10 protein-coding genes are annotated in these 20,705 nt (G+C 69.7%); 6 read left to right on the top strand and 4 right to left on the bottom strand.

Translation table 11 applies throughout. The annotated features are described in order from the left end of the window. Positions 1-29 precede the first annotated feature (29 nt). The 4 genes from BL253_RS07525 to rfbB all read right to left on the bottom strand — a co-directional run bounded on the left by BL253_RS07525 (position 30) and on the right by rfbB (position 5,616). The gene (locus BL253_RS07525) at positions 30-1,400 is read right to left on the bottom strand and encodes an NYN domain-containing protein (protein ID WP_131831455.1); all 1,371 of its coding nucleotides are present in this window, start codon (positions 1,398-1,400) and stop codon (positions 30-32) included. A gap of 527 nt (positions 1,401-1,927) precedes the next feature. Next, positions 1,928-3,127, bottom strand: a complete 1,200-nt coding sequence (gene glgA / locus BL253_RS07520; RefSeq protein ID WP_076814793.1) for a glycogen synthase — start codon at positions 3,125-3,127, stop codon at positions 1,928-1,930. A 58-nt stretch (positions 3,128-3,185) separates the two neighbouring features. After that, positions 3,186-4,427, bottom strand: coding sequence for a glucose-1-phosphate adenylyltransferase (gene glgC / locus BL253_RS07515; protein WP_076814790.1), 1,242 nt, complete (start codon positions 4,425-4,427; stop codon positions 3,186-3,188). A 157-nt stretch (positions 4,428-4,584) separates the two neighbouring features. Beyond that, entirely contained in the window at positions 4,585-5,616 is a 1,032-nt protein-coding gene (gene rfbB, locus BL253_RS07510) for a dTDP-glucose 4,6-dehydratase (protein ID WP_076814788.1), read from the bottom strand. A gap of 426 nt (positions 5,617-6,042) precedes the next feature. Here rfbB and BL253_RS07505 point away from each other — a divergent pair, with 426 nt between their 5' ends. The 6 genes from BL253_RS07505 (at position 6,043) to BL253_RS07480 (ending at position 19,433) form a co-directional block, all read left to right on the top strand. Continuing rightward, positions 6,043-7,632 (top strand): circularly permuted type 2 ATP-grasp protein, encoded by a 1,590-nt coding sequence (locus BL253_RS07505; protein ID WP_076814786.1) that lies wholly within the window; start codon positions 6,043-6,045, stop codon positions 7,630-7,632. After that, complete coding sequence (locus tag BL253_RS07500; protein WP_076814784.1) at positions 7,626-8,570, top strand: alpha-E domain-containing protein; 945 nt, start codon at positions 7,626-7,628, stop codon at positions 8,568-8,570. Before BL253_RS07505 ends, BL253_RS07500 begins: the two co-directional genes overlap by 7 nt. Before the next feature lie 22 nt (positions 8,571-8,592). After that, positions 8,593-9,438 carry a transglutaminase family protein gene (locus tag BL253_RS07495; RefSeq protein ID WP_076814782.1) on the top strand — a complete coding sequence of 282 codons (846 nt, stop codon included), beginning with the start codon at positions 8,593-8,595 and terminating at the stop codon, positions 9,436-9,438. 376 nt (positions 9,439-9,814) lie between these two features. Next, positions 9,815-11,428, top strand: a complete 1,614-nt coding sequence (locus tag BL253_RS07490) for an ABC-F family ATP-binding cassette domain-containing protein (protein ID WP_076814780.1) — start codon at positions 9,815-9,817, stop codon at positions 11,426-11,428. A 176-nt stretch (positions 11,429-11,604) separates the two neighbouring features. Further along, entirely contained in the window at positions 11,605-12,537 is a 933-nt protein-coding gene (locus BL253_RS07485) for a cation diffusion facilitator family transporter (RefSeq protein WP_076814778.1), read from the top strand. Positions 12,538-13,265: 728 nt separating this feature from the next. Continuing rightward, the gene (locus tag BL253_RS07480) at positions 13,266-19,433 is read left to right on the top strand and encodes a DNRLRE domain-containing protein (RefSeq protein WP_081438080.1); all 6,168 of its coding nucleotides are present in this window, start codon (positions 13,266-13,268) and stop codon (positions 19,431-19,433) included. Positions 19,434-20,705 lie beyond the last annotated feature (1,272 nt).

Here is a 20,705-nt window from a genome sequence, read left to right as displayed (position 1 = left end):
GAAGTCCTAGGACTTCCGGCGATGTTTTTTTAGAGGATCGCTCGGGGCAGCCGTGACCCCAGTTGCATGACCAGCGGCCGAACGTCAGGGCTGTCGTCTCGGTTCTCAACGATCACGGTGGGCAGCCGATCTCCAGACAGCAGCCCTGGCTCCTCGTGCGCGACGAGTGCTGGTTGACCGCTCTGTTCCAGCAGGCCGGTCGCGTAGACCATCTGGCGTCCGATCGCCGCACGGACTCTCCGGTAGTCGTGTGCGCTGAGCCGCCGCCGCGCATCGGTGATCCTGGCGATGAGTACCCGCGACTGGTGCTGGGACGTGCGTTCGGGTCCGTCCTCGGCTGGGCCGATGTAGCGCATACGCCCGTCGGTCGTGGCCAGAATCAGGACCCGGTCGCCGGGCGGTGCCGAGCCYGCGGGGACATGCAACAGGTACGTCGCGCCGCACGACCTGACCTGGCGCCTGGTCTGGTCGAGCCAGCACTCCACCGTGCCCACGGCGATCTCGGGAGCCCTGCGCGGGTGTCGGTCCATCGACAGCACTGGGAAGGCGCCCTGGTCCTTGACGAACGCACCGACCGGAAAAAGATCGACTAGCTTGCCCGGTCGGGCCGGGTGGGGCACCGCGGTCGTAGGCGCGGCGGCTGGCAGACCTCCCACCTGGCTGAACAGGCCTAGCTGCCGGTTGGCCGGGTCCGCATTGGAGATCACCATGCGACGGGCCGTGACGTCTTTCAGAGCAAGGTCTGGCCGCGGCAGCCAGCTCGCGACCTGCGCCCGCCGGTCGAGGACCGAGCGGTCGCGGAAGCCGGCGATGGTCGCGAGAGCGACGTCATCGAGTAGGAGCCATCCGTGGTCGTCGCGGCGGCGGTGGACCGTCTCCCGAGCCGCGGCCCAGATGGGCACGCCGAGTTCATGGGCGAACTGGTATGCCGGGATCAGGTCCATGTCTCGGCTGAGGACGACGATCCCACCTGCGTTCGCGTCGCCTCGCCGGATCTGGGTGGCCAGGCGACAGATCTGGACGGCGCAGAGAACATCGACCAGCTTCTCCTCCAGGTCCGTGCCCGAGTCCGACATCCTTAGCCGGCCGGGTAGCACAGTGGCTCCGGGAGTTCGCTCCCACCGCCGCGCGAACTCGCTGTTGTCGGCGAGCGCCTTCTCGAGCCTGCTGCCGGGTTTGACCGATGGTGGGCCGTCCGCGGGGTCGATTCCGAGCGCGAGGTCGGCGGAGACCACCTGAAGCCCGTAGACCCGTAGACCGCCGACAAGTCCCGGGTACGTGACGTGCCTGGCCTGGCCGAAGGCGCGGCTGATCTGGCTCCGCACGTTCCAGCCGTCGACCACGACAGCGACCGGGAAGCGACCGGAGCCGACGGCGGGAGGTTGAGGTCGTTCGCGCATGGCCATGGTCGTTTCCTCCGCAAAGCCCACAACAGGTGCCGGCACGCCGCGTCGACCAGTCGATCCAGGTGCGACGCCGAGAGTCCGTGGGCGACACGGTGGTGGTCATATGGTAGCTCGTGCATATGTCGCGTGCATATGCACGTGCATTAGACCGAGAGTGCCGTCCCCGGCTAGTTTGCGAAGCCTTGTCGACAGGCGGGTGAGCTGCCGTGGCGCGCCCTCGCGCAGGTCCCGCGATGTGCCCCGTGTCGGGTCTGAGCGGCGCGCGTCGGTAGAGGTGCTGTGGCGCGGGTCAAAGAATCTTGTAACTGTGTGTTTGTGGGTCGGCACTGGAGGTATCTAGATGGTGCCGCCGAGGACGAGTCCGAAGCCAAGTGGGTAAGAACTATGAGGCGACGGGTAATCGCCCCCGGCGGTCAAGAGAGCCCAGGTCCAAGAGGACCTGGGCTCTCTTGACCGCTGCTCCTGCTACCGCCGCGGCGGCCGCTGTCCCGCCGCCAGCCAGCGGTGCTGGCCGGTGGGTGCTAGCCGGCGGCGAGGGACTCGTAGAGGCGGGCGGTCTCGCGGGCCACGGCGGGCCAGCCGAACTCGGTGACGGCGCGGTCCCGGCCCGCCTGGCCCATGGCCCGGGCGCGAGCGGTATCCGCCAGCAGCTCGTTCATGGCGGCGGCCAGCGCCGGCGGGTCGTTCGGGGGGACGAGGAGGCCGGTGACCCCGTCGTCGACGACCTCGGGGATGCCGCCGACTCGGGAGGCGACGACCGCCGCCCCGCAGGCCATGGCCTCCAGGTTGACGATGCCCAGCGGCTCGTAGACCGACGGGCAGGCGAACAGCGAGGCGTGCGAGAGCAGCTGGATGACCTCGGGCTTCTGGAGCATTCCGGAGATCCAGATGACGCCGTCGCGGCGGGCATGGAGGGCGTCGACCAGCTCGGTCACCTCCGCGAGCAGCTCGGGGGTGTCGGGGGCGCCGGCGCACAGGACCAGCTGGGCGCGCGGGTCCAGCTCCGCCGCGGCGCGCAGCAGCACGGGCACGCCCTTCTGCCGGGTGATCCGCCCGACGAAGACCACCGACGGGCGGTCCGGGTCGACGCCGTGGCGCTCCAGCACGTCGGTGCCCAGGTCGGGGGAGTACTCGTCGGTGTCGATCCCGTTGCGGATGATGTGGACCTTCGCTGGGTCGACTCCTGGGTAGGCGCCGAGGATGTCCGTCTTCATACCGGCGCTTACGGCGACGACGGCGGACGCGGCCTCGATGGCGGTCTTCTCGGCCCATGACGACAGCCGGTAGCCGCCGCCGAGCTGCTCGGCCTTCCACGGCCGGCGCGGCTCCAGCGAGTGTGACGTCATCACATGCGGCACCCCGGCGAGCATCGCCGCCAGATGGCCGCCCAGGTTCGCGTACCAGGTGTGCGAGTGGACGAGGTCCACACTGCCGCCGCCGATGGCGGCCTCTCCGGTCAGGGTGGTCGCGGCGGCCATGGCGAGGTCCATGGAGAAGACACGCAGGGCGTCGTTCGCGTCGCTCAGGTCGGCCCAGGGCCGGTGCCGTACCACCGGCGGGGCCACGCCCCCGATGTCGGTGTCCTCGTCCTTGGGATCGCCCTCGCAATGGACGGTCAGGTCGACCAGGCGGGCGAGCTCGCGCGCCAGGTACTCGACGTGCACGCCGGCGCCGCCGTAGACGTTCGGCGGGTACTCCCTGGTCAGCAGCGCGACGCGCATCCCACGTGGTCCTTTTGCTGAGAGTTGGTGGCGGGCGAGGCGAGGCGAGACGGCCGGCCTACTCGACGGTGACGCCCTTGCCGACGACGGTGATGCCGCCCTCGCTGACCGTGTAACCGCGCGCCCGGTCGTGTTCCTTGTCGACGCCCACCTGGGCTCCGGGCGGGACGACGACGTTCTTGTCGAGGATCGCGTCCCGCACGACCGCCCGCCGGCCGACCACGGTGTTGTTCATGACCACCGCGTTCTCGACCTGGGCCCAGGAGTTCACCCGCACGCCGGGGGACAGGACCGAGCGGCGCAGCAGGCCGCCGGAGACGATCACCCCGTTGCTCACGATGCTGTCCACCGCCATGCCGGTGCGGCCGGGGGCGTCCCGGACGAACTTCGCCGGCGGCAGCGACGGCACGCTGGTCAGGATCGGCCAGTGCGGGTTGTACAGGTTGAACACCGGTTCGAGGGTGCACAGGTCCATGTGGGCGTCGAAGTAGGCGTCGATCGTGCCCACGTCCCGCCAGTAGCCCCGGTCGCGCTCCTTGGCGCCCGGCACCTCGTTCTCGCTGAAGTCATAGACACCGGCGAGGCCCTGGTCGACGAGCATCGGGATGATGTCGCCGCCCATGTCGTGCACGCTGTCCGGGTCGGTCGAGTCGGCGTGCAGGGCGTCCAGGAGCACCTTCGTCGAGAAGACGTAGTTGCCCATCGACGCGAACGTCTCGTCGGGGGAGTCGGCGAGTCCCGGCGGGTCCGTCGGCTTCTCGAGGAACTCGTCGATCGTGCGGCCGTCGGGCGCCGCCCGGATGACGCCGAATCCCTGCGCCTCCGCCCGCGGCACCCGCAGCGCCGCGACCGTCACCCCGGCGCCGGTCTCGATGTGCTGGGCGACCATCTGGCGCGGGTCCATCCGGTAGACGTGGTCCGCGCCGAACACGACCACGATGTCCGGGGAATCGTCATGGACCAGGTTGAGCGACTGGTGAATGGCGTCCGCGCTGCCGKCGAACCACTGCGGGCCGAGGCGCTGCTGCGCCRGCACCGGGGTGATGTAGTTGCCCAGCAGGGTGCTCATACGCCAGGTGGTGGTGATGTGCCGGTCCAGGCTGTGGCTTTTGTACTGGGTGAGGACCGCGATCCGCAGGTAGCCGGCGTTGACCAGGTTGGACAGCGCGAAGTCGATCAGCCGGTACAGCCCGCCGAACGGTACCGCGGGCTTCGCCCGGTCGGCGGTGAGCGGCGCGAGCCGCGACCCCTTGCCACCAGCGAGCACCAGACCGAGCACCCGCGGCCCCGGCCCTCTCATATCGACCGCCCAGGCGAATCCGGCACATCTCGCAGCCTAGTGCTCGGGCCGCTCCCGCACACGCCCTTGCCGACGTCCGTGAGCTGGCATTTCGGTGACCGCGCCGGGACCGACCGGCGAATGGACCCGCGGGTCGGCCCCGCGCGCGAGACGTCGATCAGTTGCCCGTCCAGGCGGTCTCCTGGACGGGGGAGCGGCCGATGAGGGGGCTCCACCAGGACTCGTTGTCGCGGTACCAGGCGATCGTCGAGCGCATGCCGTCGGCGAAGTCGATCTGCGGAGCCCAGCCCAACTCCGCGCGCAGCCTGCCGGAGTCGAGCAGGTAGCGGCGGTCGTGCGACGGGCGGTCCGGGACGATCGTCTTGAGCGTGTCGGGCAGGCCGAGCCCGGCGAGGATCGTGTCGGCGATGGTCTCGATGTCGGCCTCGACGCCGCTGCCGACGTGGTAGGTCTCGCCGACCCGGCCGCGCTCGAGCACCGCGTCGATCGCCCGGCAGTGGTCGGCGACGTGCAGCCACTCGCGCCGGTTCCTCGTGGACGCGTACAGCGGCAGCGGCTCGCCCCGCAGCGCCCGGGTGATGAACAGCGGGATGACCTTCTCCGGGAACTGGTACGGCCCGTAGTTGTTCGAGCAGTTCGTGATGGTGATCGGCAGGTTGTAGGTGTAGCCGTAGGAGCGCACGGCGTGGTCGCTGCCGGCCTTGGCCGCGTTGTAGGGGGTGCGCGGCAGGTAGGGCGAGTCCTCGGTGAAGGCCCCCGGGTCGTCGAGGTCCAGGTCGCCGTAGACCTCGCAGGTGGAGATCTGGTGGAACCGGCCGACACCCACCGTGCGGGCCGCCTCCAGCAGGGTCTGGGTGCCCATCACGTTGGTGGAGAAGAAGTCGCCGGGCCGCAGGATCGCCAGGCTGTTGTGCGACTCGGCGGCGAAGTTGACCACCGTGTCGACCTTGTGCTCACGCAGCAGCCCCTCGATGAGCTCCCGGTCCCGGATGTCRCCGTGGACGAACGTCGCCGCGCCCTCGCCGGCCCCAGCCGGGGCGTCGAGCACGTCGGCGAGGTTCTCGCGCAGGCCGGCGTAGGTGAGCGCGTCGAGCGCGATGATCTGGTCGGTCGGGTGYCAGGTGCGCCAGTAGCGCACGAAGTTCGAACCGATGAACCCAGCGGCACCGGTCACCAACAGCGTCGTCATGGTGTAAGCGGGCCTTTCCGATCGAGATCAGGGCCAGGGCGGCTGGGAACGGTGGTCGGCGGAGGGCCGAGCCCGGTGAGTCGGGCGACATCGGCCACGCGAGGCCGCGGCGYCCAGCCCGGGCACAGCACCCAACGGCGACGCCGGGCCGTCCCCCGCCGACACCTGGACGTCGCGGCGCCCAGCCTCTCACGCGCCGGCCCCACCTGGGAGCCCGGGTAGGGCCGGCGCGCCCGACAGGTGGTTCCGGGCCGGTCCGCCGGGCCGGGGCCGATCTTCCTTCGGGCTGGGGGCGGATGCGCGGACGTAAMCAGTTCGCGGTGTTCCCGGGGTGGATATCCCGTGTGCTGATGGAGTGGGAGTGGTCACCGGCGGGATCGATCGGTTGGTTATGTCGTGGAAACATCCGCGCCCTACGCTGCGGCCGTGGCGGACCTGTTCGAGGGATATCCGGCGGAGGTGCAGGCCACCGCCGCTTGGGACGAGGTGTTCGAGGCCGCTGACACGCCTCGAGAGGTGTATGCGGCGCTGTACGACGCGTTGCGGCCACTGAGCAGTGGTGACCTGGCGGCCCGCAAGGCTGCGCTCGACCGGGCGTTCCGGGACGCGGGCATCACGTTCATCCTGTTCGGGGAGGAGCGCCCCTTCCCGCTGGACCTTGTTCCCCGGCTGCTGTCAGGCTCGGAGTGGGACACCATCGAGCGGGGCGTGGTCCAGCGGGTGCGCGCGCTGGAGGCGTTCCTGGCCGACGTCTACGGCCGCGCCGAGGTCCTCGAGGAGGGCATCCTGCCGCGCCGGCTGGTGATGTCCAGCTCGCACTTCCACCGGGCCGCGCACGGCATCGACCCGCCCAACGGGGTGYGCTGCCACGTCTCCGGCATCGACCTGATCCGCGACGAGCAGGGCCAGTTCCGGGTGCTCGAGGACAACGTCCGGGTCCCGAGCGGGGTCAGCTACGTCATCGAGAACCGCCGGGCGATGACCAGGGTGTTCCCGGAGCTGTTCGCCACCCACCGGGTCCGCCCGGTCGCCGACTACGCCTCCCATCTGCTGCACGCGCTGCGGGCCGCGGCACCACCCGAGGTGGCCGACCCGACGGTCGTCGTGCTCACCCCCGGCATCTACAACGCCGCCTACTTCGAGCACGCGCTGCTCGCCCGGCAGATGGGCGTCGAGCTGGTCGAGGGGCGCGACCTGCTGGTCCGCAACAACCGGGTGACGATGCGCACCACCGAGGGCGAGCAGCCGGTGCACGTCATCTACCGCCGGGTCGACGACGACTGGCTCGACCCGCTGCAGTTCCGGCCCGAGTCGGTCGTCGGCTGCGCGGGGCTCGTCAACGCCGCGCGCGCGGGACGGGTCACGATCGCCAACGGCGTCGGCAACGGCGTCGCCGACGACAAGCTCATGTACACCTACGTCCCCGAGCTGATCCGGTACTACCTCGGCGAGGAGCCGGTGCTGCCCAACGTCGACACGTTCCGGGTCGAGGACCCGGACCAGCGCGCCCACGTGCTCGACCACCTCGACGAGCTCGTCATCAAGCCGGTCGACGGTTCGGGCGGCAAGGGCATCGTCATCGGGCCGCAGGCCACCGACGAGGAGCTCGCGACGCTGCGCGCGCAGGTGATCGCCGACCCGCGCGGCTGGATCGCGCAGCGCGTGGTGCGGCTGTCGACCTCGCCGACGCTGTCCAGTGACCGCCTCGGCCCACGCCACATCGATCTGCGGCCGTTCGCCGTCAACGACGGCAACCGGATCTGGGTGCTGCCGGGCGGGCTCACCCGGGTCGCGCTGCCCAGGGGCAGCCTGGTGGTCAACTCCAGCCAGGGCGGCGGCTCGAAGGACACCTGGGTGCTCGCGCCGGAGCTCGCCGAGGGCGAACGCCCCGGCGCCTACGGCCGCCCGATCGTCGGCGACGTCGAGACCGCCCAGGGCCCGGACCTGGGCCCCGACACGAACGGCGACCAACAGCAACAACAACAACAGAACCAGCAGCGGGAGACCCAATGCTGAGCCGGATCGCGGAGTCGCTGTTCTGGATCGGCCGCTACGCCGAGCGGGCGGAGAGCACGTCGCGGATCCTCGACGTGCATGTCCACCGTGTCCTGGAGGACCCGTGGCTGGACGAGTCGTCCGCCGGCCGCGAGCTGCTCGCCGTGATGGGAACCCCGCCCGTCGCCGGATCCGTCGACTCGCACCTGGTCGTCGAGCTGCTCGGCTATGACCGGAACAACTCGTCGAGCATCGTCGGCGCGATCTCGGCGGCGCGGGAGAACGCGCGCAGCGCCCGGGTGGTCGTGTCCAGCGAGGCCTGGGAATGCCTGAACGTGACCTGGAACGAGCTCGACCACACCGAGCAGCTCGCCCGGCGTCTCGGCCCGCACATCTTCTTCCGCTATATCCGTGAGCGCACCGCGATGCTGGCCGGTCTGGTGGACGCCACCCTCGCCCGTGACGACGGCTGGCGGTTCCTGGCGCTCGGGCGCAGCCTGGAACGGGTCGACATGACCGCCCGGCTGCTGTCGTCGAGCATCGGCGACGACCCGAACTCGCAGAGCTGGGTGAGCCTGCTGCGTTCCTGCGGCGCGCACGAGTCCTACCTGCGTACGTACCGGCGCGCGGTCGACGCCTCCCGGGTCGCCGAGTTCCTGCTGCTCGACCGGCTGTTCCCGCGCTCGGTCTACTGGTCGCTCGCGCTCGCCGAGCAGATTCTCGCCGAGCTCGACAGCGGCCGCCGGGGCGGGCGGACGACGGTGCACGACGCGGCCCGGCGCGGGGTCGGCCTCGCCCGTACCGAGCTGGAGTTCCGCGGCGTCGACGACCTCGTCGAGGACATGCCGGATCTGCTGCGCGGCATGCAGCGGACCTGCTCGGAGGTCAGCGCCGCCATCACGGACCGCTACTTCGCCCGGGAGTCGCCGCGCGCCTGGGCCACCAAGGTCCCGGTCTGACCGCGCCCCCGAAAGGACCGACATGAGCTGGCAGATCCGTGTAGAGCATTCGACGGGTTATCGGTACTCGAGCTCCGTCCTGTCCTCGTACAACGAGGCGCGGATCGTTCCGCAGACCGGCAGCGGGCAGCTGACGCTCGAGGCGACGGTGCGTACCGAGCCGGCGGTCACCACCTACCGCTACTGGGACTACTGGGGAACCCAGGTCACCGCGTTCGACATCCACACCCCGCACACGGAGCTGGTGGTCACCGGGCGCTCGCTGGTGCGCACCGCGCCCGAGCAGGGGCTGCCCGCCGACGCCGCGAGCTGGTCGGCGCTGCGCGCCGACGAGACCGCCGACCAGTACGTCGAGTTCCTCCGCCCGGCCCGCTACACCCCCGACCACCCCGAGCTCGTCGAGGCGGGCCGGGAGCTGGCCGCCGCGCACGACCCGGCGGACTTCGTCCTCGCCGTCGGCGACTGGGTGCGCGACCGGCTGACGTACCGCCCGGGCACGACCGGTGTCCACAGCTCCGCCGTCGATGCCTGGCAGCAGTGCGAGGGTGTCTGCCAGGACTTCGCGCACCTCGCGCTGGTGCTGATGCGTGCCGCCGGCATGCCGGGCCGTTATGTGTCCGGCTACCTGCACCCGCTCGTGGACGCCGAGCCGGGCGAGACAGTCGAGGGCCAGAGCCACGCCTGGGTGGAGGGCTGGTTCGGGGACTGGTGGGGCTTCGACCCGACGAACGCGGTGCGCGCGGGCGAGCGGCACGTCGTCGTCGCCCGCGGCCGCGACTACGACGACGTCCCGCCCATGCGCGGCGTCTACTCGGGTGGCACCTCCTCGTCGCTCGGCGTCACGGTGAACGTCACCCGCCTGGGCTAGCCCCGCCGTGTGACGCCGGTTTAACACCCTCGGCGCGGATCTCGCCGCCTCGGCGCACGTACGCTGGATGCGATGCCTCCGCCGTGACGCTGGACCGCGCGCCCAGCGGCCGCGCGGAGGCGGCATGGTCCGTTCGCCGTTCCCGGCGGGCAGGCCTCGCCGACGTACGTGCCCGTTGCCCCGGGGCCGAGCCCCGGACCGATCGGAAGCGGTCTCAGGAGCCGATGGAGCGCCTCGTCCAGCTGGAGTGAGTGAGCGAGCCGGCTCAGCCCGCGGGCTGAGCACCGGCCTCCTTTTCCTACCTGCCCTGACGAGCGGTCGCCGCGCGCGGCCGTGGCTGTACTCCCACGTTCACGTCCGAGAGGCCACACACTTCATGATCATCGCGACCGACCTGGAGCTGCGGGCCGGAGCCAGGATCCTCGTCGAGCCGGTGTCGTTCCGGGTGCAGCCGGGGGACCGGATCGGTCTCGTCGGGCGCAACGGCGCCGGCAAGACGACCCTGCTCAAAACGCTGGCGCGGGAGACCCTCCCGTTCGCCGGCAAGATCGACGTGCGTGGCGACGTCGGCTACCTGCCGCAGGACCCGCGCAGCGGCGACCTGACCGAGTCCGCCCGTGACCGGGTGCTGTCCGCGCGCGGGCTCGACGAGATCCTGCGCGAGATGGACAAGCTCCAGGTCGAGATGGGCGAGCTCGCCGACGACGCCGCCCGCGACCGGGCCGTGCGCCGCTACGGCCGGCTCGAGGAGCGCTTCAGCGTGCTCGGCGGCTACGCGGCCGAGTCCGAGGCCGCGCGCATCTGCTCGTCGCTCGGCCTGCCCGACCGGGTGCTCGCCCAGGCGATCGGCACGCTCTCCGGCGGCCAGCGGCGCCGGGTCGAGCTCGCCCGCATCCTGTTCGCCGGCGCCGGCAACGCCGACGCGACGCTGCTGCTCGACGAGCCGACCAACCACCTCGACGCCGACTCGATCGTCTGGCTGCGGGACTTCCTGCGCGCCCACACCGGCGGCCTGATCGTCATCAGCCACGACGTCGACCTGCTCGAACGGTCCGTCAACAAGGTCTTCCACCTGGACGCCAACCGGACCGCGCTCGACGCCTACAACGTCGGCTGGAAGACCTACCTGGCCCAGCGCGACCAGGACGAGAAACGGCGCAAGCGCGAGCGGGCGAACGCCGAGAAGAAGATCGACACGTTGAAGGCCCAGGCCGACAAGATGCGCGCCAAGGCGACCAAGGCGCGGGCCGCCCACCAGATGGACCGCCGCGCCGACCGGCTCGCCGCCGGCCTCGCCGAGACCCGGGTCGCGGACAAGGTCGCGAAGCTGCGCTTCCCGACCCCGGCGCCGTGTGGCCGCACTCCGCTGACCGCCGCCGGGCTGTCGAAGTCATACGGGTCGCTGGAGGTCTTCACCGACGTAGACCTGGCGATCGACCGAGGAACCCGGGTCGTCATCCTCGGCCTCAACGGCGCGGGCAAGACGACGCTGCTGCGGATCCTCGCCGGGGTCGAGACGGCCGACACCGGCCAGGTCAACCCGGGCCACGGGCTGCGGATGGGCTACTACGCGCAGGAGCACGAGACGCTCGATCACGACCGCTCGCTGCTGGACAACATGCGCTCCGCCGCCCCGGACACCTCTGAGGTGGAGCTGCGCCGCATCCTCGGCGCGTTCCTGTTCAGCGGCGAGACGGTCGACCAGCTCGCCGGGACGCTGTCCGGCGGCGAGAAGACGCGGCTCGCGCTGGCGGGGCTGGTCTGCTCGGCGGCGAACGTGCTGCTGCTCGACGAGCCGACGAACAACCTCGACCCGGCGTCGCGCGCGGAGATCCTCTCGGCACTGGCGACCTTCCAGGGCTCCGTCGTCCTCGTCACCCACGACCCGGGTGCCGTCGAGGCGCTCAACCCCGACAAGGTGCTCATGCTGCCCGACGGCGTCGAGGACAACTGGTCTCCGGACCTCCTGGAACTCATCGCTCTGGCCTAGCGGGATCCCCCGGCTGGGCGGCGGGAGAGGAGCGCCTCGCCCTCGGGTGTTCGCATCACCAGCTGCCACTTGCCTGTAAATGCACCCAGCGGCGTGCCTCTCTGGGGGAGTTGGCAGACTTGCCGGCAGGTCGCGGGCCGGAAGGTCCGGGTTTCTGGTGAGGGAGAGGGTTTCGGGTGAGCGCGGGCGGCGGTACGAAGGCGGTTCTGGCGGCACTGGCCGCCAACCTGGGGATCGCGGTGGCGAAGTTCGTCGCGTTCCTGTTCACCGGATCGTCGTCGATGCTGGCCGAGTCGATCCACTCGGTCGCCGACTCCGGCAACCAGGGGCTGCTGCTGCTCGGCCAGCGCCAGTCGGTCCGGCCGGCCGATGAGGACCACCCGTTCGGGTTCGGCCGCGCCCGCTACATCGCCGGCTTCCTGGTMGGGATCGTGCTGTTCAGCGTCGGTGGGCTGTTCTCCGTCTACGAGGGCGTCGAGAAGCTGCGCCACCCGCACCACCTGGAGTCCGGCCTCGTCGCCGTCATCGTCCTGCTGGTCGCGATCGTGCTGGAAGGGTTCTCCTTCCGAACCGCGATCCGGGAGTCACGCCACCACAAAGGCGAGGAGTCCTGGTGGCGGTTCATCCGGGACGCGCGGGCGCCGGAGCTGCCGGTGGTGCTGCTGGAGGACTTCGCGGCGCTCATCGGCCTCATGTTCGCGCTCGCCGGCGTCGGGCTCACGCTGCTGACCGACGACCCGATCTGGGACGGGGCCGGCACGTTGGCCATCGGCGTGCTGCTGCTGATCGTGGCCGTCGTGGTGGCCATCGAGAGCTACGGCATGCTCGTCGGCGAGGCCGCGACGCCCGCGGTGGTCGCCGCGATCCGGGCGGCCCTGGTGTCCGCGCCGTCGGTCACGGCCGTGATCCACATGCGGACCCTGCACCTCGGCCCGGACGAACTGCTCGTCGCCGCGAAGATCGGCGTTGACGACGGGCTGACCGTCGCCGAGGTCGCCGCGGCGATCGACGAGGCCGAGCGCCGCCTGCGCGCGGCCACTCCCACGACCTGCCGCGTCTACCTCGAACCTGACATCCCGCGCGCCCCCGTCGAGCTGAACGCGAGCTGACTCGGGCTCGGGCCCGGCCCTCTGCTCGGATCGCGATCCCATCCATGCCCGGCGCGCATAGGTACATGCGCGAGGTGTCCCGGCCGTCGTAGGCGGCCCGCGAGGCTCGTGACCTCTACAGGCGAGTGGATTTATTTCGGGTGCTGTGACGGTGCTCCAGCCGCGCGCGGCTGACGCGCTCGGCTGGCATCGATGACTACCGTCTGAAATGTCGGCGGGGTTATATCGAACTTCGAGTCACGGTTTCTCGGCGCGCTAATGAACCGCCGGTGGGCAGAAAGTCATCATGGCAGTTCGGCGCGGTTCTGTACACGGATTACTCGGAGCTACGTTCACGTAGGTGGAAGGTTCCCGGCCGCGACCCCGGCGGGGATCGCTCTCGCGGTGGACGCGGGGGCTCGGCATTCGTGAGCGTCCCTGCGCGTGCCATTGAAGGCCACTACTTGACAGCGGTGCCAACGGTGCGTCACGCGCGCGGGTCTTCCGTTGAGGTGGCCGACGGTTCTGTCCGGGCGCTGATGTTCTTTCGGCCGGATCTATCTTTTTGCTTGACGGTCTGTTGATCCATGCGCCACGATGGCGCTCCCGATTAACCTCGTCTGCGCCAGTGTGGTGTGCCGTCGTCCAGTGGCGGTGACCTGCTGGTTTTCGTGCGCGCGCACGGTGCGGTGCCCGCGGCTTTCTCTGCCTTTTCTCCGTGGTTTTCGCCTGCTAGAGGAGTCGGTGTGATGGTGGCCRCGTTCGTGCGTCGATTCCGTGTGCCGCGTCTTCTGTGCGTGCTGCTCGTGACGGTGCTGGTGATGACGGTGATGGAGTCCGTGCCAGCGCTGCGGGCGCCAGCGCGGGCCGCCTCGCCCGCCGTGCCGGCCGCGGACCCGGCCGACGCCTCGGGGCCGGCGGAGCGGCCGGATCTGGTGTCGGCGCAGTTGGCGGCGCGGGCGGAGAAGCGGCGGATCGAGATTACGGGGCTGCGGTCGGAGTCGACGTCGACGTTCGTGAATCCGGACGGGTCGTTGACGCTCGATGCCTACTCGGGGATTCGCCGAGTCCGCCAGGGCGATGACTGGGTTGACGTCGACACGACGCTCGTGCTCGATGGCGATCGGGTGGTGCCGAAGGTGGCCAAGGCGGGGATCGTGTTGTCGGCGGGTGGGAAGACCACGGGCGATGTGGCCACGTTGATCGACGGTGACCGGCAGGTGGCGTTCGGCTGGCCGTCGGCGTTGCCGGTGCCGGTGTTGAAGGACAACACGGCGACGTACAAGGACGTGGCGGCCGGTACGAATCTGGTCGTGAAGGTGACCCCGACCGGCTATGACGTGCGGATCGTGGCTTACACGCCGGCGGCGGCGCAGGTGGCGTTGCGGTTGCCGATGCGGCTGCGTGGGGTGACCGCGTCGCGTACGGCGGGTGGTGAGCTGCGGCTGTCGGCGGGTGGAAAGGTGACGGCACGGTCGCCGGCGCCGTTGATGTGGGATGCGCATGTGGATCCGGCGAACAAACTGCCGGACCGGACGCGGCCGGTGGACGCGGCGTTGGACACGGCGAAGGCGGATGCGCCCACGCTGACGTTGCGGCCGGACAAGGGCTGGCTGTCGGACGGCGCGCGGCAGTATCCGGTGACGATCGACCCGGCCGCGACGCTGGCGGACAACCTTGACACGGATGTGAACAACGCGAACCCGACGACGAACTACGACACCTACGAGTTCCTGCGGGTGGGGAACTATCTGGGTGCGGCGGTGAACCGGTCGTTCCTGCGGTTCGACGACTCGCAGATCAAGGGGACACATGTCACGTCGGCGGTGCTGAACCTGTGGCAGGCCGGGTCGGCGACCTGCACAGCCCAGCCGATGGTCGTGCAGGGTGCCGGGGGGATGAGCGCGGGGACGACGTGGAACACGCAGCCGGCCGCGGACGGGATCACCTGGGGCTCCGGCAGCTTCAACAACGGCGGGTCGTGCACCGGCTCGGGTGGGACGAACATCGACATCACCGGACTGGTGGACGCATGGGCGCACAACGGGTTCGYCTCGCCGGAGGCGTTGACGTTGCGGGCGCCGAACGAGTCGGACGGGAACCAGTTCAAGTACTTCTATTCGGGTGACACCTTCCTTGGGCCGCATATCTCGGTGACGTTCAACTCGTATCCGGGGACGGTGGCTGGTCGGTTCACGTCGCCGTGTTCGGCGCAGTGCGGCGGCAGCCCGGCGACGGTGTTGACGAACACGCCGACGCCGACGCTGCGCGGCGGTTCCTACGACCCCGAGGGCTCGGCGGTGCGGCTGGACTTCGAGGTGTGGAACGCGTCGGGTTCGACGATGATCACCTCGGGGTCAGTGTCGAACGTGTCAGCGAACGCGACGGGATCATGGACGGTGCCGTCGGGGCTGCTGGCGAATGGTGGGTCGTACCAGTGGCGGGCGCGTGGGTTTGACGGGCTGGACTATTCGCAGAACTGGTCGGGGTGGATCCCGTTCACGGTCGACACGACCGCGCCCGCCACGCCGTCGGCGGTGACGTCGGTCGCGTGGCCGTCGGGTGGCTGGGGTCCGACGACGGGGACGTTCTCGTGGACGTCCCCGGGTGGGGACACACAGTCGTTCCTGTATGGGCTGGATCAGCCGTCGCCGTCGACCGAGGTGGTGGGCACCGCGACGGCGCCGTTCACGCCCGCGGCCGGGTTGCACACGTTCTATGTGCGGACGAAAGACAAGGCGGGCAACCTGTCGGCGGTGGTGTCGTACGCCTTCGGCGTCGGCGCGGGAGCGTTGGCACAGCCGGCGGAGGGGGAGCGGATCCAGCGGTATACGACGTTGGAAGGGCAGGCCCCGTCGTCGCAGGTGGGTGTGACGTTCCAGTATCGGCTCGGCACGAACCCGGCGACCTCGTTCGCGAACATCCCGACGGCCAACGTCGTGGTCGCGGGCACCTCGACCCATCCGACCTGGCCGATGGCCCGTAACGGTTCCGGGCTGTTCGACAAGCTGACATGGGACTTCTCGGCGACGATGGCGGCCTGGTCGGCCGGAGACGGCGCGGCGCAGGTGYAGGCGTGTTTCCGGGACGCAGGCGGGACGACGTCGTGTGTGTCGATACACACGGTGCAGTACGCCCGGCGCGCCTTTGCGGACGCGGATGCCACCCAGCAGGTAGGACCGGGGACGGCGGCGTTGTTGACCGGGGACTACTCGGTGTCGGCGACGGACGTGTCCATGCCGACATACACCGGCAGCCTGACGGTAGGGCGGACGTTGACGACGCTGGCGGTGGGTACCGGGACGGTGGGGGTGTTCGGCCCGGGCTGGACCGCGTCGATGCCGGGGCCGGACGCCGGCCGGGCAGACGAGACTCTGACGGACTTCACCGACGCTCAGGGCTATGTCACCCTGACCGACGAAGCCGGAGTCCAGGACATCTACACCCGCACCGGTTCGGGCAGCTACCCCTACAGCTATTCCGGGGTCGGGGACAGCGGGGTAGATGGGTCGAAGCTGGTAAAGAACTCGGTGACCCAGTTCGTGGTCACCGACGACGACGGCACCCAGACCTTCTACGCCGCGAAAACCGTCGGCAGCGCCACCGTGTGGGTGGTCGACAGGGTCGTCGAGCCGGGGTCGAACACCAGGTCGACGTTCACCACCGAYGCCTCCGGGCGGGTCACCCGGATCCTGGCGCCAATGCCGACCGGGGACGCGTGCACGACGATGGTGGCCGGCTGCCGAGCGTTGACGTTCACCTACGCGTCCTCGACGACCGCCACCGGTAGCGGGACGGACCCGGCGACGTGGGGGGACTACACCGGCCGGCTGACCTCGATCGCGATGGCGCTGGGCAGCGCCGCTCCGATCACCGTCGCCCGCTACGCCTACGACACGAACGGCCGGCTTCGCTCGGCGAAGGACCCCCGTACCAACCTGGCCACCGTCTACAGCTACGACGGCTCCGGCCGGATCGCCACCGTCACCCCGCCCGGCCAGGCCACCTGGACGCTGGCCTACGACGGCACAGGCCGTATCGGCACCGTCTCCCGTGTCACGCCGGGCGGGCAGACCGCGACCCAGACGATCGCCTACGACATCCCGGTCACCGGCACCGGCGCCCCGATCGACCTGTCAGCCGGCCAGGTCGCCGCCTGGGCGCAGACCGACCTGCCGCTCTACGGCGCGGGGGTGTTCCCCGCCAGCCACGTCCCGTCCTCGCCGCCGGCGGCCGCGGACTGGCCGTACGCCGACCTGACGTATCTCGACACCGGCGGCCGGGCGGTGAACGCGGYGAGCTATGGCAACGGCGCCTGGCAGATCACGACCGCTGAGCATGACGCCAAGGGCAACGTGGTTCGCACCCTGTCCGCGGAGAACCGAAACCAGGCCCTCAGCCCGACCGCCGACACCGACCAGACCGTGGCCGCGCTGACGTCGCCGGCGGCCCGATCCCAGCTCCTCGACGAGCAGACCGTCTACACCGCCGACGGGGTGTCCGTGGTGGACACCTACGGCCCGACCCATCAGATCGTCGACAGCGCCGGGGCCCGCTACGCGGCCCGCGAGCACGTCCACACCGACTACGACCAGGGCGCACCCTCAGCGCCCGACCCGTACCGGCTCGCCACCGCGGTCACCACCACGATCCGGCTGCCCAACGGCTCCGACATCGAACCCCGCAAGACGATCAACGGCTACGAGGCCAAGACCGGCGCCGACCCCGCCACTTCCGGGTGGAACCTGCGCAAACCCACGGTCGTGACCACCTGGATGGGCGGCGGCAGCACTCCAGACCTCGTCCGCACCACCTACTACAACGCCGCCGGCAACGTGGTCGAAAGTCGCCAGCCCAAGGCCAACAGCGCCGGTACCGACGCCTACACCACCCTCACGACCTACTACACCGCCACCGGAACCGGTGGCTGCGTCAACGCCGCCTGGTCCGGCCTCGCCTGCACCACGGGCCCGGCCGCCCAGCCCTCCACCGGCAACCCGCTACCGGTCACCAGCTACACCTACAACGATCTCGCCCAGGTCCTCACGTCCACCGACACCGTCAGCTCAACCACCCGGACCACGACCTACACCTACGACGCCGCCAACCGCAGGACCTCGGAGGCCGTCGCGGCCAGCCCCGCCGCGAACGGCGGAACGGCCCTGCCGGCCGCCACCTATGGCTACGACAGCGCCACCGGCCTGGCTACGACCACCACCGCGAACGGCGTCACGCTGACGACCGGCTACGACTCCTGGGGCCGAGTCACGTCCCAGACCGACGCCGACGGCAATACCGGCTCGACTGGCTACGACCTCGACGGGCACACCTCGACGGTCGGTGACGGCAAGGGCACCTACACCTACACCTACGACGGAATCGTCGGTGAACACCGCGGCCTGCTCACCAGCCTCGCCGTCGGCGCCGGCGCCGCTCCCTCCACCTTCGCCGCCACCTACAACGGCGACGGGAAACCCATCTCCCAGACCTACCCCAACGGGCTGGTCGCGACCACTCGCTACGACAACACCGGCGACGCCACCACCCTGACCTACGCCAAGGGCGGCACTCCCTGGCTGACCTTCGCCCAGGCCAACTCGATCTACGGCCAGGTCCGCCTCGACACCACCGCGCAGGGCGGCAGGACTCTCGGCTACGACAACGCCAGCCGGCTCACGTCCGTCGCCGACACGGTCAGCTTCGGCGGAGCGGCGCTTTGCACCACCCGGACCTACGCCTATGACGCCGAGTCCAACCGCACGTTGCTGTCCAGCTACCCCGACGCCGGCGGCAGCCCCACCGGAAACTGCTCGACCACCACCACACCCAGCGGCTTCGGCTTCGGCTATGACCAGRCCGACCGGCTCACCAATACCGGCTACGCCTACGACCTGTTCGGCCGCACCACCACCGACCCCTACCCACCCGCCGGCACCTCGGCCACCATCGGCTACTACGTCAACGACATGGTCGCCTCCGAAACCGTTGGCTCCGCTACCCGCGGCTACGCCCTCGACCCGGCGATGCGGCTCCGGTCGTGGACGGACGGCGGGACGACCTCCACCAACCACTACACGTCGGCCTCCGACGACAGCCCCGCCTGGATCGGCAGTGGCACCACCTGGACCCGCAACATCGTCGGCATCGACGGCGGCCTCGCCGCCATCCAGGACAACGCCGGGAACGTCACCCTCCAGCTCGCCAACCTGCACGGCGACATCGTCGCCACCGTCGCCGACACCACCAGCGCCACCTCACCGGCCAGCTACGCCGACAACACCGAGTTCGGCCTCCCCTACTTCAGCTCCGCCGCCTATCCCACCTACGGCTGGCTCGGCGCCAAACAACGCTCCCGCAACACTGCCAGCGGCCTTACTCTCATGGGTGTCCGCCTCTACGACCCCAACCTCGGCCGGTTCCTGCAGACCGACCCCGTCCCCGGCGGCTCCGCCAACCCCTACGACTACGCGGACCAGGACCCCTACAATGCCTTCGACCTTAATGGCCAGTTCTCGTGTCATTGGTGCAAGAAGGCCGCCAGGAGGGTTCAGTCGGCAGGCAGGTGGGTTGCGAACAACAAATGGATATCGCGGTGCACGAACTTTGCGCCCGGCTATTTGGGAATGGTGTGTGGAGGTGCGCAGACTCTCGGCTATGCCGTCAATGGCCAGTGGCGGGCGGCCGTTGGCACGGCGGCTGGCATGGCCGTCTCCTACGCCGGCGGAAAATTCGTCGGAAAACGGATTGGTAAATACATCGAGAAGTATGACGCGACCAGGAAGCCCAATCTGCGTGGCATATCGCGCGCGGACAGGAGGATCGCGGGAGCCTGGTCGTATGCGCATACCACGGCCGCGGCGGACGTCACCTCGTATTACGTCGGCGGCGGATACAAATCGCACGCCTCTTGGTGGTAGGTCGTGATGGAGATTCTTTCCGCGCTCGGGTCGGTGGTGGTGGCCTCGRCATTCCTCCCTTCGCTCCTGCGACTCCGGCGACGTTTGATCATTGTCCTAGTGGGGCTGGTCGCCGTGACCTGTGCGTGTTTCGCGTCGCACAATCCGGTGGCACCGCTCRGAACCGCTGCTGGTGTGGCGCTGCTCGCATTTGGATGGGTGACCTGGAGCTGGCATATTCGGGTGGTGTTCGATATTGGGCACAGAAGGGGCCGCGGCGTGCCGCTGCTGGTAGGGACGAAGCGAGAGGACTCCATTCCGTATAATCCCTTCTTTGACGCCAGATATGTGCGGCGTATGTTGAAAGATGATCAGTCGGTAGGCTGGCTGCGTACCGAGTCGACGGACGGGGACGAAGTTTGGAACCGCGTGATAAGCACTGCAAGAAAGGGCTTTCGAATAGGTCGGAGAAGTTCCTGAGAAACGACAACCGGGTCGAGCTCGACGGACGCTGGTGCGCTTTTGGAAAGAACCGTAACGGAAGCTGCCGGGGGTCGAGGCAGGTGCGCGCGGTGACCAGGCACTGGAGGGGGCGGCTCAGTTCGGCATCTACGCCGCGGCGGCCGTGGTGGGCGCGGTATGCATCGCGGGCAGCGGTGGGCTCTGCGCCGGCGCGGCCGGATATCTGGTCGCCGGGGCGATTGGCGCGGCCGCGGGAGTCGGCGCATACGGGGTGGGCGGAGGCCGCCATACGCGAGGTGGATATATCTCGGCCGGGGCCGTCGGGGCGGTAAGCAACGTCGGGCCGTTCTACGTCGGCAAGGTGGCTTTCAGAGCCAGCGCTGGTCTCAAGTTCAGGGGCTCTGCCTGGCAGGTGGCGAGGCGTATGTTTACGCGCAAGAGATACTCGAGGCTGTAGCGGAGATGACACCGGCCCGCGTTCTCGTCCGTCTCCTGCGATCTCCGGCATTCATGATCTATATCGTGCTCTCGGCTCTCGCGGTTGTCCTCGTCGTCAACATAACTCCCTGGCTGCTGCTCATCCTGTTTCCAGCCTATGGCTTCGGGCTGGCTCTGGTGCTGCAGAGAATATTCAGGATCTAGTATTCCAGGCGCAGCGGTCGTCGTGTGGCCGCTGTCTTGAGGAGCGGAGCGGCGTGGCGTGGGGTGTGGGCGGCCACCGTATGGTTCTCCGCATTTGTGAGAATCACCGAGGAAGCGGCGGTGGCCGCGGTGGGCGGCGTAACACTCCCTGCTGGCCGGGAGCGTCCTGCCGCACGCCCTGGCCGTGGC

The sequence above is a fragment of the Pseudofrankia asymbiotica genome, from assembly GCF_001983105.1.
Taxonomy (GTDB): Bacteria; Actinomycetota; Actinomycetes; order Frankiales; family Frankiaceae; genus Pseudofrankia; species Pseudofrankia asymbiotica.
Note: the sequence above shows the minus strand (reverse complement) of the source record. Positions and strands in the feature narration are given on the sequence as shown.